Here is a 14,424-nt window from a genome sequence, read left to right on the forward strand (position 1 = left end):
TCGATATGCGACCCCTCACGCGGGGAGAGTGGCGGGGTGCGGTTGGTGGAGGCGGCGAGCGGGCGCGGCGGGCGGGGGCGGAGGCGGGGGCGGCTAGCGGGGGGTGCGCTGGCGGGGGCGGAGACGGAGACGGAGACGGAGACGGGGGCGGGGACGGAGACGGAGACGGAGGCGGGGACGGAGACGGAGACGGAGGCGGGGGCGGCTAGCGGGGGGTGCGCTGGCGGGTGCGGGTGGGGGCGGCGGGGCGCTCGCTCTTTTCCCAGCCGCGGCGAGGGCCCCGGGAGCCCGAGCCGACAGTGTGCGCGTCGCGGGATCGGTAGACGATATACGGGCGCACGATGTAGCCGAGCGGCGCCGAGAACACGTGCACCAGCCGGGTGAACGGCCAGAGCAGGAACAGGGCGGTCGCCGAGAGCACGTGCAGCTGGAAGAAGAACGGCACGTTGGCCATCAGCGACGGGTCCGGCTGCAGGATGAGCAGCCCCCGGATCCACGGCGAGATCGTGCCGCGGTAGTCGTAGCCCGCGCCGAAGATCTGGTACATCACGGTCGCCAGCGTGCCGAAGCCGATCACCAGCGCGAGCAACAGGTACATCGTCTTGTCCATCACCGTCGTCGCCAGCATCACCCGGGGGGTCAGCCGGCGGCGGATCAGCAGCAGCACGATGCCGGCGATCGTGAGAACCGCAGCCACCGTGCCCAGCCAGGTGGCCCCGAGGTGGTACCAGTGCTCGGTGACCCCGAAGAACTCCAGCCACGCCTTCGGCACGAGCAGGCCCACGACGTGCCCGCCGAAGACCATCAGGATGCCGTAGTGGAACATCGGCGAGCCCCAGCGCAGCAGCCGATTCTCGTAGGTCTGGCTCGACCGCGAGGTCCAGCCGAACTGGTCGAAGCGGTAGCGCAGGATGTGCCCGACCACGAAGACCGCCATCGCCACGTACGGGAACGCGACCCAGAGCAGGATGTCCCAGGTGTTCATCGCCGTGCTCCCTCGCTTGATGCGGTCGCCCCGAACGGCGCCAGGTTGCCGAGGAAGGTCAGGCCGACCGTCTCGGTGGGCGGCCCCTCGTTGACCAGGGCCAGGTAGCGCTTCCGCGTCTCCTCGTCGATCTTCGGCAGCGACAGCGACACGGCCTCCAGCACATGCGCGTACGGGCTGGAGATCGTTTCCAGCGCGGTGCGCAGCACCTCGATGCCGTCGCGGTGGGCGGACAGCAGCTCCCGCGCGATCGGCGAGTCCGAGAGCGCCGAGAACTCGAGCACCATCGGCAGGTAGTCGGGCAGCTCGTCGGCAGCGGGCTCCCAGCCGGCCGCGCGGTACGCCTCGACGAAGCGCACGAGCGCCATGCCGCGCCTTCTCGTGTCGCCGGCGGCGTAGTAGCTCAGGTACGGGCAGCACTTGCGCTTGGTGTCGAAGGTCTGGATGAAGTGCACCTCCAGCTCCTGCCGGCCCATCGCATCCGCGGCCGCCAGGAACGTTTCGAACGCGGTGCGCAGCGGATGCGGCAGCCGCGTCACCGACTCGGCCACAACCGGAAAGCGCGCCCGGCGCTCCTCGCTCGGATAGTCGAGCAGGATCGACGCCGCCATGTGCGCGACGGCGGCATCCGTCTTCGACAGCGGGAGCGCCGCGACCTTCCGCACCGGGAGGAGCTTCACGCCGGGGCCCCCGAATCCTTCGGCGGGAACATGCCCGGCGGCACGGTGCCGCCGGTCCAGTTGAGCAGGTTCAGCCGCCCGGGCGTGGTCGGTTTGGTCTTCTCTCCGGTCTCTCCGCGCATCTCGTTGTAGTTGTCCACGGTCGAGTTCAGCGGCATCCCCGGGGTCTTCGCGTACGGGCCCCGCGCATGCGACGCATCCGCGCCCGGCCCGCCCATCCCCGGCCCGCCGTCGGTGTCGAGCGAGCAGGCCAGCTCCTCGAGCTCCCGCGCCGTCTCCAGGTGCGCCGCCGGGATCACGTACCGGTCCTCGTACTTGGCGATCGCCAGCAGCCGGTACATCGCCTGCATCTCGGTGCCGGTCATGCCCACGGATGCCGCGATCGCCTCGTCCGGCTCCCCGCCGAGGTTGATGTCGCGCATGTACGAGCGCATCGCGGCGAGCTTCCGCAGCGACGCCTCGACCGGAACCACGTCGCCGGCGGTGAACAGCCCGGCCAGGTACTCCACCGGGATGCGCAGCTTGTCGATCGCCGCGAACAGGGTGCGCGCGTCCTCGCCGTCGCTGCCGGTGCTCTTGATCACGTCGACCACCGGCGACAGCGGCGGGATGTACCAGACCATCGGCATCGTGCGGTACTCCGGATGCAGCGGCAGCGCGATCTTGTATTCGGAGATCATGGTGTAGATCGGGCTGTTCTGCGCGGCGAGGATCCAGTCGTCGGCGATCCCGTTTGCCGTGGCCGCGGCGATGACCGCCGGGTCGTGCGGGTCGAGGAACACGCCGCGCTGCGCATCGAGCAGGTCGTGGTCGTTCTCGATCGACGCCGCCGCGAGCACCGCGTCGGCGTCGTAGAGCATCAGGCCGAGGTAACGCAGCCGGCCCACGCAGGTCTCCGAGCAGATCGTCGGCTTGCCCTGCTCGATCAGCGGGTAGCAGAGCGTGCACTTCTCGGCCTTGCCGGTCTTGTGGTTGAAGTAGACCTTCTTGTACGGGCAGGCGGACACGCACATGCGCCAGCCGCGGCATCCGTCTTCGTCGACGAGCACGATGCCGTCTTCCTCGCGCTTGTACATCGCGCCGGAGGGGCAGGCGGCGACGCAGGAGGGGTTCAGGCAGTGCTCGCAGATGCGCGGCAGGTAAAACATGAAGGTCTCTTCGAACTCCATCTTCACGTGCTCGCTCATGGTCGCCAGGATCGGGTCTTCGGCGGCGGTCTCCTGCGAGCCGCCGAGGTTGTCGTCCCAGTTGCCCGACCATTTAATGTCCATGTTCTTGCCGGTGAGCAGCGACTTCGGCCGGGCGACGGGGCTCTGCGTGCTCAGCGGGGCCTTCGTGAGCATGTCGTAGTCGTAGGTCCACGGCTCGTAGTAGTCGTCGATGCCGGGCAGGTCGGGGTTGTTGAAGATGTTCATCAGTTTCTTCAGCCGGCCGCCGCCGCGCAGGCTCAGCCGTCCGCGCTTGTTCCTGGCCCAGCCGCCCTTCCACTTCTCCTGGTCCTCGTACCGGCGCGGATAGCCCACGCCCGGCCGGGTCTCCACGTTGTTGAACCACACGTATTCGACGCCGGTGCGGTTGGTCCACACCTGCTTGCAGGTGACCGAACAGGTGTGACAGCCGATGCACTTGTCGAGATTCATGATCATCGACATCTGGGCCATGACGCGCATTAGTAGACCACTTCCTGGCTGCGACGACGGATCACGGTGACCTCGTCTCGTTGGTTCCCGGTCGGACCGAGGTAGTTGAAGGCGAACGACAGCTGGGCGTAGCCGCCGATCAGGTGGCTGGGCTTCAGCAGGATGCGGGTGAGCGAGTTGTTCGTGCCGCCCCGCTGTCCGCTCGTCTCGGCGATCGGCACGTTGATCGTGCGATCCTTCGCGTGGTACATGTACACCGTGCCCTCCGGCATCCGGTGCGAGACGATCGCCCGGGCCACGACGACGCCGTTGCGGTTGTACGACTCGATCCACTCGTTGTCGCGCACGCCGATCTTGTCGGCGTCGAGCGGCGACATCCAGATGGTCGGTCCGCCGCGGGAGAGCGAGAGCATCATCAGGTTGTCCTGGTACTCGGAGTGGATCGACCACTTCGAGTGCGGGGTGAGGTAGCGCACGGCCACCTCCGCGCGGCCGGCCGACCCGGTCGCGCCGGTGGGAGCCGTGGACCCGACGATCGAGTCGTTGAACAGGCGGTGCATGTCCAGCGGCGGCCGGAAGATCGGCAGCTGTTCGCCGAGTTCGATCATCCAGTCGTGGTCGAGGTAGAAGTGTTGCCGCCCGGTGAGGGTGTGCCAGGGCTTGAGGTGCTCCACGTTGATCGTGAAGGCGCTGTAGCGGCGCCCGCCGTGCTCACTGCCCGACCACTCCGGGGAGGTGAGCACCGGCACCGGCGCGCCCTGAACATCCGGGTAGGAGAAGCGCCGGCCCTCGTTGTCGCTGGCGAGGTGCGCGAGCTTCATGCCGGTGCGTTTCTCCAGCTGCCGGAAGCCCTGCGTGCCGAGCCGGCCGTTGGTCGTGCCGGAGAGGGCGAGCACCATCTCGCAGGCGTGGATGGCGGTGGTCAGTTTCGGCCGGCCGACGGCCGTGCCCGACTCGACCAGGCCGTTCTTCGTGCCGAGGTAGGCGACCTCGACGTCGGGGGTGAACTTCACGCCCTTGGTGACCATGCCGAGTTTCTCGGTCAGCGGGCCGAGCGCGCCGAGCATCTCGGCGAAGGCCGGGTAGTCGCGTTCGACCACGACGAGCTTCGGCATCGTCACGCCGGGCACGAGCGGCTGGTCGTGCCGCACGATCCCGTGCGGGGTGGCCATCGCGTCGGGGGTGTCGTGCAGCAGCGGGGTGGCCACGAGGTCCTTCCGCACGCCGAGGTGGCCCACCGACATCTCCGAGATCTTCTTCGCCAGGATGTGGAAGATGTCGAAGTCGGTCTTCGCCTGCCACGGCGGGGAGATCGCCGGGTTGAAGGAGTGGATGAACGGATGCATGTCCGTCGTCGAGAGGTCGTTCTTCTCGTACCAGGTGGCCGGCGGCAGCACCACGTCGCTGAACAGCGTGGTCGAGGTCATCCGGAAGTCGCTCGTGACCATCAGGTCGAGCTTTCCCTCCGGGGCGCTCTCGTGCCATTTCATGGTGTTCGGCCGTTTCTCCGGCGGCGATTCGGCCCCGCGGATCGCGCTCGTCGTGCCAAGCAGGTGCTTGAGGAAGTACTCGTTGCCCTTGCCGGAGGAGCCGATCACGTTCGCCCGCCAGATCACGAGCACCCGCGGGAAGTTCTCCGGGGCATCCGGGTCTTCGCAGGCGTAGGCCAGGCTGCCGTCGGTGAGCGAGTCGACCACGTACTGCGCCGGCTCGACCCCGGCCGCCGCGGCGTCGTCGACGAGGTCGAGCGAGTTGCGGTTGAAGGTGGGGTAGCTGGGCATCCAGCCCCGCTTGGCCGAATCGACCAGGCAGTCGGCGGTCGTGCGGCCGGCGAAGGCGCCGGTGCCGAGCGGGCTGGCCAGCGTGTCGGCGGCGAGGCCGTCGTAGCGCCACTGGTCGGTGGCGAGGTAGAAATAGCCCGTCCCGATCATCTGCCGGGGCGGGCGCACCCAGTCGAGCCCGAAGGCGTACTGCGCCCAGCCGGTCAGCGGGCGCACCTTCTCCTGGCCGACGTAGTGCGCCCAGCCGCCGCCGTTGACGCCCTGGCAGCCGGTCATGGTGGTCAGCGCGAGGAAGGCGCGGTAGATGGTGTCGGAGTGGAACCAGTGGTTGGTGCCGGCGCCCATCAGGATCATCGAGCGCCCGCCCGAATCCTCGGCGTTCTGCGCGAACTCGCGGCCGATCCGCTCGGCGGCCTGCATCGGCACCGAGGTGATCTCCTCCTGCCAGGCCGGGGTGCCCGGGCAGCTCGCGTCGTCGTAGCCGGTCGGCCAGACGCCGGGAAGACCCGGGCGGCCGACCGCGTACTGGGCCAGGAGCAGGTCGAAGACGGTCGTCACCAGCTGGCCGGCCACCTCGCGCACCGGCACGCCGCGACGGATGACGCCCGCGCCGCCGGCGTGCTGCTCGCCCTCGGTCTCCGGGGCGAGGTCGAACCGGGGCAGGTCGATCAGGGCGGCGGCCCGGTCATAGTCCGGGGCATCCATGATCGAGAGCAGCGGGTCGACGCCCTCCAGATCGAGGTTCCACTTGCCGACGTCGGCCTCGGAGAAGCGGTGGCCGATCGACCCATTGGGCACGACCGCGGTGCCGTCCTGGTCGAGCAGCACGGGCTTGAACGCGGCGGCGGCCAGCCCGGCCGGCGACCCGGGCAGGGCGTCGGCGGTGAGGAACTTGCCCGGAACGTACGCGTCGCCGCGCTTGACCAGCGAGATCAGGTAGGCCGAGTCGCTGAACTTCTTCAGGTAGTCGACGAAGCGGGGCGTGCGACGGTCGACCAGAAACTCGGTGAGCACGACGTGGCCCATGGCCAGCGCGAGGGCGCCGTCCGTTCCCGGGTGCACGGCCAGCCACTCATCGGCGAACTTGGTGTTGTCGGCGTAGTCGGGCGAGACGGCGATGACCTTCTGGCCGCGGTAGCGGGCCTCGACCATGAAGTGCGCGTCGGGCGTGCGGGTGACCGGCACGTTCGAGCCCCACATGATCAGGTAGGAGGAGTTCCACCAGTCGGCCGACTCCGGCACGTCGGTCTGGTCGCCGAAGACCTGCGGCGAGGCGACCGGCAGGTCGGCGTACCAGTCGTAGAACGAGAGCATCGTGCCGCCGAGCATGGAGATAAACCGGTTGCCCACCCCCTGCGAGACGATCGACATCGCCGGGATCGGCGAGAACCCGGCGATCCGGTCGGGCCCGTAGGTCTTGATCGTGTGCACGTGGGCGGCGGCGACGATCTCCGCCGCCTCGTCCCAGTTCGCACGCACCAGACCGCCCTTGCCGCGGGCGCTCTTGTAGGCGCGGGCGGTCTCCGGGTTGCCGGTGACCTCGGCCCAGGCGAGCACCGGGTCGCCCGTCTTCGCCTTCGCGGCGCGGTAGGCCTCCAGCAGCACGCCGCGCACATAGGGGTACTTCACCCGGGTCGGCGAGTAGGTGTACCAGCTGAACGCGGCACCGCGGGGGCATCCGCGCGGCTCGTACTCCGGGGAGTCGGGGCCGACCGTGGGGTAGTCGGTCTGCTGGGTCTCCCAGGTGATGATGCCGTCCTTGACGTACACCTTCCAGGAGCAGGAGCCGGTGCAGTTGACGCCGTGGGTGGAGCGCACCTCTTTGTCGTGGGTCCAGCGGTCGCGGTAGAACGAGTCGGCGTCGCGGCCGCCCTTGTGGAAGACCGAGCGCAGGTCGCTCGAGGTCTCACCGCGGCGCAGGAAGCGCCCGAGCTTCAGGATCGCGTCGGTGGCGGGGCCGTCTGTGCCGGCTCGGTTCGCCCCGGTTCGGGTGGAAATTGATCCGCTTCGATCTGTCACGTCGCACTCCCTGGAACTGAGGTGAACTTCCGACTGCTGTGCTTCCGAACTGCCGTGCTTCCGAACTGCCGGGCGAGCGAAATCCGGTGGCGTCGCAACGGCCGCGGCGACGACCCTGTCGTTCGACAGTGTCCTCGCTCGCGCGGAGGGAGACAAGCACAAAACACCGTGAATAATATTTCAGCGCCCGTTCGGGTCGCTCAGCCCTGGCTGAGTTGCGGAGAAAGTACCTTCATTTCGCGCGGGAAGGTACTTTCTCCGCAAGTCAGTGCTGCGGACCGGTGTCGGAGCAGTGCAGGTCGAGCGTGCAGGTGTTGGGGCTACTGAACGGATGCAGCTCCTCCGCCGAGAGGGGGCCGTCCGCTTGCTCGAGGATGCCGCGCAGCAGCCCGAAGTGCACCCGGCAGACCTCGGGATGCTCCGTGACCAGGTCGGCGAACGGGCAGCCGTGCAGGTGGACGTGCAGCCCGTCCTCGGACACGCTGCCGTCGAACCCGACGTCATCCAGGTGGTCGTCGAGCGCATCCAGTTGTCGGCTCAGCGACGGCGACGGCCGGCACGGCGCCGGCTCGGCCGACAGCATGCGCCGCACCTGCTCTCCGTGGCGCAGCGCCGCGGCGACCTTCGCTTCCCGGATCGATCCGGCCCGGTGGTCCGCGCCACGGGGCGCGGCGTAGACGATCCGCGGGCGCCCCTTGCCGTCGCGCGGTTCGGTCTCGGAGGTGACGAAGCCGGCGTCGATCAGGCGGTGCAGGTGCTCCCGCGCGGTGTTGGGGTGCAGGCCGGTGGCCTCGGCCAGCTGCTCGACGGTCATCGCCCCCTGCCGCTGCAGCAGATCGAGCAGGGTGATCCTGCGCAGCGACGCGAGCGTGCGGTAGCTCGGGGCGCGGGCGGGGCACATCTGCCCATTATGCGCCAGCGGGCGTTCGGGAGGTAAGGCGGCGGGCCGGAGCGGACTATTCGGTTCCCGCGCGCGGTGCCCGCCGCGGGGGCGGCGGCGGAACATTCTTCGCCAGGGCGATGTCGGCCAGCAGGATCGTGACGAGGCCGCGCCGGGTCTCGACCACGCAGCTCGCGTCGTCGACGGAGCGCAGGTAGCCGACCGCATCCGTGAACCCGCCCTCGATGCGGCGGCGCACGACGATGCGCGTGCCGGGGAGCGTGCCCGAGACGAACCGCACGGCGTCGGCGGACATCAGCGCAGCAGGCTGAACGCTTCGACCCGCCTGGACTCGCCGGCGACGAGGATGGTGTCGCCCGCCTCGAGCACCGTGTCGACGGTCGTGTAGCTCCAGCCCGAGCCCGGCCGGTTGTAGGCCGTGACGGTGACGAAGTGCGTCGCCCGCACCCGGGCCTGGCCCAGCGGCACGCCGACGAGGTCCGGCGGCGTCGCCATCTTCACGAGGGCGAAGTTCTCGCCGATCTCGATGTAATCCTGCATCACCCCTCGAACGAGGTGCGCGACCCGCTTGCCCATCTCCTTCTCCGGCCGCACGACGTGGGCGACGCCCAGCTGCTCGAGGATCTTGCCGTGCGGCTCGCTCACCGCCTTGGCCCAGATGTTGGGGATCCCCATCTTGAGCAGCAGGGAGGCCGTGAGGATGTTGGCCTGGATGTCGCCGCCGATGGCCACGACGACGCTGCTGAAGTCGGGCACCGACAGCTGGCGGAGGGTTTCCTCCTTGGTCGAGTCGGCGCGCACGACGTGGGTGAGCAGGCCGTTGTGCGCCTGCACGATGTCCTCGTCCGCGTCGATGCCGAGCACCTCGGTTCCGCTCTCCATGAGTTCGATGGCGAGCGAGCTGCCGAACCGGCCGAGGCCGATCACGACCACGGCGTCTTCCTCGGCCATGCGGGCGGGCTGGCTGTGACCAAAAAGCGAAAACTTAGCCAATGATGGGCCTCTCCTTCGGGAGTTCGTACGTGCTGCGGCGCTGCCGGAGGGCGAGCGCCGATGCCAGGGCGACCGGCCCGAGCCGGCCAATGAACATGAGCAGCATCAGGATGACCTGGCCGGCCGCGGGCAGCCCCGCCGTGATCCCGGTCGACAGGCCGACGGTGCCGAAGGCCGAGATCGACTCGAAGAGCAGCCGGTCCAGTGAAATGTCGGTGAGGAGCATCAGGGCGGCGGTGGAGATGACGACCACGCCGACGGCGAGCAGAACGATCGCGATGGCCTGGCGGTGCACGGCCCGGGAGAGCCGCTTGCCGAACACGTTCACCGAAACCTCGCCGCGAACCTCCGCGAGCAGGATGAAGAACAGCACCGCGAAAGTGGTGACCTTGATGCCGCCCGCGGTTCCGGCCGGACCACCGCCGATCAGCATGAGCACGTCCAGGCCGAGCAGGCTGGCCGAGTCCATCGCGCCCGTGTCGACGCTGTTGAAACCCGCCGTCCTCGCCTGCACCGACTGGAAGAACCCGACGAGGATCTTGTCCTGCCAGACCAGCGGGCCCAGCGTTGCGGGGTTGGACCACTCCACCGCGGTGAGGTAGACCGTGCCGGCCACCAGCAGGGTGATCGTCGCCGCGAGCACGATCCGGGTGTTCATGTTCCAGAGCAGCGGCGAGCGGAGGTGCTTGCGCAGCTGCACGATGACCGGGAAACCGATGCCGCCGAGGATGACCGCGAACGCGATCGGGAGGCAGACGAACGGATCCGTCGCAAACGAGATGAGGTTGTCGCTGAACAGCGCGAATCCGGCGTTATTGAACGACGAGACGGAGTGGAACACGCCGAGCCAGATCGCCCGCCCGACCGGTTCGCCGTAACCGGTGAGGAACCGCAGGCTGAGGATCAGCGCCACCGCGAACTCGATGGCGAGGGACATCACGACGACGCCCCGCACGAGGCCCTTGACATCCTCGAGTCCGACGCTCTTGATCTCTGAGGCGGCGTTGATCCTCGACCGGAGCGACATCTTGCGCGCGATCGTGAGGCCGACCACCGAGGCGAAGGTCATGATCCCGAACCCGCCGACCTGGATCAAAAGCAGGATGACGACCTGCCCGAACGGGGTCCAGTAGGTCGCGGTGTCGACGACGGTGAGCCCGGTCACGCACACGGCGGAGGTCGCGGTGAAGATGGCCTCAAGGAACGTCGCGCCGCCGGCGCCCGCCTTCGCGATCGGCAGCATGAGCAGGGCCGTGCCGATCAGGATGGTGCCGGCGAATCCGCCGGCGACCACCTGTGCCGGGTGAGGCCGCCGGCGCGTCTTCACTCCGCCCGGGGGGCTCGACCGTAGGTGCACTGGCCTACTCTACGCCGGGAATCCGTCCGCGCAGGCCGCCTTTCTCGCCTCGGATTCCGCCGGGTTCCGTCGCCGCCCGATCGCAGGCCACGACCGCGATCCGAGCCTCCGTGGCGGCCCGGCCACCGGCATCCCCACCAGCATTGCCCCCGAAAAGGGCAGATCCGACCAAACCGGATTGCGGCGGGCTCCGGACCACTTATGCGGCCCGGGTGAAACCGAGGCCGGGACAGAACTAACGAATAGGAGTTCAACATGAAGAACATCACCAGGAAGATCAGCGTTTTCGGAGCAACCGGTGCCGCGGCAACCGCCCTCATCGTCGGCGGCATGATCGCCCCGGCCCAGGCTTCGACCCTCGACGACGCGCAGGGGTCCAACGCGACCAGCGCGACCTCATCGATCGACGGCGCCCTCTCCGGGAACGCGAACGGCAACGGTGCCTCGACCGGCCCGCTGCTCGGCGGCTCCGTGCTCAGCGGCCCCGTGCTCAACGGCCCCGTCGTGGACCGCTCGCTGACCAGCGACATCAATGATGTGGCTTCGGGCAACGCCATCGCCAGCGGCAACGATGTGCCGGTGGCCTCGGGGAATGACACCTCGGTGAGCGCACCCGTGACCGCTCCCGTCACGGCCCCCGTTGATGCTCCGGTCGACGCTGCGGTCGATGCTCCGGTCGGCTCCGCGAACGACACCGACCTCGGTGGAGTGTCGGGCGACATCGGAGCCGGTGTCACCGACGTCGTCGACGGCGCCCTGGGCGACCTCGACCTCGGTGCCGTGCTCGGCGACTAACAGATCCGCGCCGGCCGATCCGGTGGCGACAGGGCGGTTTCCTCCGGGGAGCCGCCCTGTCGCGTGCCCGCGTGCCCCCCCCCGTTCTGTGGCTACGCGCCGCGGCCCCCGTGCGCCAGACTGGGTGCGGGGCGGAAGAACAGGGCGAAACAATGACGGTTCAGCTGGGAGAACGCACCCGTGCCGCCGCCGTGCGCCCGCACCCCTACCCGTTCCAGCAGTGGACCATCGCGATCCTCCTGCTGATGGCCCCGATCTTCGCCGTGTTGTACTGGCTCACCGTGCCGACGGGGTCCTGGCTGCCGGTCGCCGTGGCGCAGGCCGCCCTGACCCTGTTCTTTGGGCTCGCCGTGATCTCGTACTACCTGACCGCCATCTGGGCTGATGACGCCGGGCTGACCACCCGGGACGTCTTCGGCCGCCGACGCACCTACCCGGTCGACGGCATCGGCGGCGTGGTCCGGCTCGACCTGTACCGGAGTGGCTCCCTCGACGTTCGCCCCCAGCTATTCCTCGTCGACCCTGACGGTCGCCTGCTGACCCGGATGCACGGAACCTGCTGGGAAATCGAGGCCATGGATGCGGTCGCGAACGCGCTCGGCGTGCCGGTGATGCAGGGACCGGAGCCCCTGACCCTGCGCGACCTCAGCCAGAGCCGGCCCGAGCTGCTGCACTGGTTCGAACGGCGATTCGCCGCGCTTTCGGTAGATTACTGACCGAACTGGGGGTGCCCGGTGCGGGAAACCCCCCCGAACGGTGTCTACGCGCCGGCCTGTCGATGGGTCATACTTCCATAAGCCGGATGGGGGGAGCCAGGGTGAGATTCACTGGGGTGAGAGGGGTGCGCCAGCACGCTCTCCGACCCCGCGGGCGTCTCCTCCGGCATTCGGCGATCGCCATGCTGGCCCTCTTCTCCCCTATCTTCGCCGTGCTCTACTGGCTGACCATCCCCGAAGGCACCTGGCTGCCCGTTGTGGTGGCCCAGGCCGGCGTGACCGCGGTGTTCGGCCTCGGCGTGCTTGCGTACCATCGCACCGGCATTTGGGTGGACCACTCGGGCATCACCGAACGCGGGTTCTTCGGGCGCGTCGACAGCTTCCCGGCTGCCAGCGTCGGCAGCATCCTGATGCTCGACCTGTACCTGGGCGACGCGCTGGACACGAACGCGCACCTCTTCGTCGTGGGCGTCGACGGACGGCGCCTCGTTCGGATGCGCGGGCAGTACTATTCCCACGCCGCGATGGACACCGTGCTCGAACAGCTCGGCGCGCCGGTCGTGCGCGTGACGGAGCCGATGACCCTCCGCGAGCTGAACCGGGCACGCCCGGAGCTGCTCTACTGGTTCGAGCGCCGCCTGGTCGACCGCACCGCCTGACCCGGACGTCTAGCGGCGCCGCCGGGTGCCGAAGATGCCGGTCACAATCCCGGTGAGGATCGTCCTGGTCGCCCGGGAGCCGAGCACCTCCTCGAGCACGGTCTTCTGCGGCTTCGACGTGGCTCGGGTACGGGTGCGCGACTGCGTCCGGGTCTGGCGCATCAGGCGGTCGTATTCGGCCTGTGCCTTCTTTTCCGCCCTGGCCTGCTCGGTCGCCGCGGCCTGCTCGGCCTTCTCCTGCTCGGCCGCAGCCCTGGCCCGGTCGAGCTGCTCCTGCGCGTCGACCGCGGCCTGGTTTGCGGCGGCCAGTTTCTTGGCCAGCATCTCCCGGGCCGAATCGCGGTCGATCGCGGTGCCGTACCGGGCGAGCAGTGGCGAGGCCAGGACCGACCGGTCGATCTGCTCCGGCGCCGTCGGCGACATCAGGCCCTGCGGGGCCCGTAGCCGGGTCCACGCCACCGGGCTCGGCGCGCCCTTCTCGTTCATCACGGTCACGATCGCCTCGCCGGTGCCGAGTCCGGTGAGCACCTCGTCGAGGTCGTAGCCGGAGTTCGGGAACGTCGACACGGTCGCCCGCAACGCCTTCGCGTCATCCGGGGTGAACGCCCGCAGCTGATGCTGCACGCGCGAGCCGAGCTGGGCGAGCACGTCGCCCGGCACGTCCTTGGGGGTCTGGGTGACGAAGAAGATGCCCACGCCCTTCGACCGGATCAGGCGCACCGTCTGCGTGATCGAGGCGAGGAAATCCTTCGACGCGTCGTTGAACAGCAGGTGCGCCTCGTCGAAGAAGAACACCAGCCTGGGCTTCTCGAGGTCGCCGACCTCGGGCAGGTCGTTGAAGAGGTCGGCGAGCAGCCACATCAGGAAGGTCGAGAACAGGGCGGGCCGGTCGGCCACGCCGGGCACCTCGAGCAGACTGACGATCCCCCGGCCGTCGGCGGCGGTGCGCAGGAACTCCATCGTGTCGATCTCGGGCTCGCCGAAGAACACGTCGGCGCCCTGGTTGGCGAAGGTGATCAGTTCCCGCAGGATCACCCCGACCGTGGCCGCGGACAGGCCGCCGAGCTCGGTGAGCTCGCCCTTGCCCGCGTCGCTGACCAGGTAGCTGAGCACGGCCCGCAGGTCGGTCAGGTCGAGCAGGGGCAGGCCGGCCTGGTCGGCGTAGTGGAAGACGAGGCCGAGGCTCGACTCCTGCACGTCGTTCAGGCCGAGGACCTTGCTCAGCAGCAGCGGCCCGAAGCCGGTCACGGTCGCGCGGATCGGGATGCCCCGGCCGATGCCGCCGAGGGAGAAGTACTCCGTGGGCGAGGCCGCGGGGACCCAGTCCTGGCCGATGGCGGCGGTGCGGGCGAGGAGCTTCGCGCTCGGGGTGCCGGCGCTGGCGATGCCGGACAGGTCGCCCTTGATGTCGGCCGCGAAGACCGGCACGCCGTGGGCGGAGAGCTGCTCGGCCAGCACCTGGAGGGTCCTCGTCTTGCCTGTTCCGGTGGCGCCGGCGACGAGGCCGTGCCGGTTGGTCATCGCCAGAGGGATCCGGATCGGCACATCGGGGCGGGCATCACCGTTGACCAGGGCGCCCAGCTCGAGCGCTGGGGCGTCGAACGCGTACCCGGCCCGGATCCGGTCGACCTCGGCGTCGTCGAGCGGTGCGGGCGCGCCGGGGAGCGGCGCGGGCGCGCCGGCCGGGCGTTGCGCCGCGGCCGCCGCGATCGCGGCATCCTGTGCCCGCTTGACGGCGGCCTCTGCGTCCGCCTGGGCCTTCTTCGCTGCGGCGAGCGCGAGCTCCGCCTGGGCCTGCAGCTCGGCCACCGGATCCACGGAATCGCTCGGAGTCATGGCGGCAGCCTAGACCCGCTGCCGACCGGGAGACCAGCCAGTTCGCGCGGGAGCCGGCCTTG

The 14,424-nt window shown here is 69.4% G+C and carries 12 protein-coding genes; 3 read left to right on the top strand and 9 right to left on the bottom strand.

The window, feature by feature from the left end; genetic code table 11:
• Positions 1-205 precede the first annotated feature (205 nt).
• From narI to BLQ39_RS12195, 8 genes are all read right to left on the bottom strand, one after another.
• Complete coding sequence (narI, locus tag BLQ39_RS12160) at positions 206-985, bottom strand: respiratory nitrate reductase subunit gamma (protein WP_092324318.1); 780 nt, start codon at positions 983-985, stop codon at positions 206-208.
• Positions 982-1,665, bottom strand: a complete 684-nt coding sequence (gene narJ, locus BLQ39_RS12165; RefSeq protein WP_241982957.1) for a nitrate reductase molybdenum cofactor assembly chaperone — start codon at positions 1,663-1,665, stop codon at positions 982-984. Before narJ ends, narI begins: the two co-directional genes overlap by 4 nt.
• Positions 1,662-3,335 (bottom strand): nitrate reductase subunit beta, encoded by a 1,674-nt coding sequence (narH, locus tag BLQ39_RS12170; protein WP_092324320.1) that lies wholly within the window; start codon positions 3,333-3,335, stop codon positions 1,662-1,664. The genes narJ and narH overlap by 4 nt, the downstream gene beginning before the upstream one ends.
• Entirely contained in the window at positions 3,335-7,105 is a 3,771-nt protein-coding gene (locus BLQ39_RS12175) for a nitrate reductase subunit alpha (protein WP_241982956.1), read from the bottom strand. Before BLQ39_RS12175 ends, narH begins: the two co-directional genes overlap by 1 nt.
• 265 nt (positions 7,106-7,370) lie before the next feature.
• On the bottom strand, positions 7,371-8,006 hold the full coding sequence (locus BLQ39_RS12180; protein WP_166784499.1) for a helix-turn-helix transcriptional regulator: 636 nt from the start codon (positions 8,004-8,006) through the stop codon (positions 7,371-7,373).
• Positions 8,007-8,061: 55 nt separating this feature from the next.
• Entirely contained in the window at positions 8,062-8,301 is a 240-nt protein-coding gene (locus BLQ39_RS12185) for a ferrous iron transport protein A (protein WP_092324323.1), read from the bottom strand.
• Entirely contained in the window at positions 8,301-8,957 is a 657-nt protein-coding gene (locus tag BLQ39_RS12190) for a potassium channel family protein (RefSeq protein WP_092324324.1), read from the bottom strand. The genes BLQ39_RS12185 and BLQ39_RS12190 overlap by 1 nt, the downstream gene beginning before the upstream one ends.
• 34 nt (positions 8,958-8,991) lie before the next feature.
• Positions 8,992-10,356, bottom strand: a complete 1,365-nt coding sequence (locus BLQ39_RS12195; RefSeq protein ID WP_241982954.1) for a TrkH family potassium uptake protein — start codon at positions 10,354-10,356, stop codon at positions 8,992-8,994.
• Between the two features lie 255 nt (positions 10,357-10,611).
• On the opposite strand from BLQ39_RS12195, the gene BLQ39_RS12200 reads away from it, so the two are divergent.
• The 3 genes from BLQ39_RS12200 (at position 10,612) to BLQ39_RS12210 (ending at position 12,526) form a co-directional block, all read left to right on the top strand.
• Positions 10,612-11,151 (top strand): hypothetical protein, encoded by a 540-nt coding sequence (locus BLQ39_RS12200; RefSeq protein ID WP_092324326.1) that lies wholly within the window; start codon positions 10,612-10,614, stop codon positions 11,149-11,151.
• A gap of 152 nt (positions 11,152-11,303) precedes the next feature.
• Positions 11,304-11,867, top strand: a complete 564-nt coding sequence (locus BLQ39_RS12205; protein ID WP_092324327.1) for a hypothetical protein — start codon at positions 11,304-11,306, stop codon at positions 11,865-11,867.
• A gap of 182 nt (positions 11,868-12,049) precedes the next feature.
• Positions 12,050-12,526, top strand: a complete 477-nt coding sequence (locus BLQ39_RS12210) for a hypothetical protein (RefSeq protein ID WP_092324329.1) — start codon at positions 12,050-12,052, stop codon at positions 12,524-12,526.
• Positions 12,527-12,535: 9 nt separating this feature from the next.
• Here the strand turns inward: BLQ39_RS12210 and BLQ39_RS12215 are convergent, their stop codons facing one another.
• On the bottom strand, positions 12,536-14,362 hold the full coding sequence (locus tag BLQ39_RS12215; protein ID WP_092324330.1) for a helicase HerA-like domain-containing protein: 1,827 nt from the start codon (positions 14,360-14,362) through the stop codon (positions 12,536-12,538).
• Positions 14,363-14,424: the final 62 nt, after the last annotated feature.

Origin of the sequence: Cryobacterium psychrotolerans (genome assembly GCF_900101115.1) — a bacterium.
GTDB lineage: Bacteria > Actinomycetota > Actinomycetes > Actinomycetales > Microbacteriaceae > Cryobacterium > Cryobacterium psychrotolerans.

Bases quoted from the DNA above. Each gene is read 5' to 3' on its own strand.
- narI (WP_092324318.1), bottom strand. From the start codon at position 985: ATGAACACCTGGGACATCCTGCTCTGGGTCGCGTTCCCGTACGTGGCG.
- narH (WP_092324320.1), bottom strand. From the start codon at position 3,335: ATGCGCGTCATGGCCCAGATGTCGATGATCATGAATCTCGACAAGTGC.
- BLQ39_RS12180 (WP_166784499.1), bottom strand. From the start codon at position 8,006: ATGTGCCCCGCCCGCGCCCCGAGCTACCGCACGCTCGCGTCGCTGCGC.
- BLQ39_RS12185 (WP_092324323.1), bottom strand. From the start codon at position 8,301: ATGTCCGCCGACGCCGTGCGGTTCGTCTCGGGCACGCTCCCCGGCACG.
- BLQ39_RS12190 (WP_092324324.1), bottom strand. From the start codon at position 8,957: ATGGCCGAGGAAGACGCCGTGGTCGTGATCGGCCTCGGCCGGTTCGGC.
- BLQ39_RS12200 (WP_092324326.1), top strand. From the start codon at position 10,612: ATGAAGAACATCACCAGGAAGATCAGCGTTTTCGGAGCAACCGGTGCC.
- BLQ39_RS12205 (WP_092324327.1), top strand. From the start codon at position 11,304: ATGACGGTTCAGCTGGGAGAACGCACCCGTGCCGCCGCCGTGCGCCCG.
- BLQ39_RS12210 (WP_092324329.1), top strand. From the start codon at position 12,050: ATGCTGGCCCTCTTCTCCCCTATCTTCGCCGTGCTCTACTGGCTGACC.
- BLQ39_RS12215 (WP_092324330.1), bottom strand. From the start codon at position 14,362: ATGACTCCGAGCGATTCCGTGGATCCGGTGGCCGAGCTGCAGGCCCAG.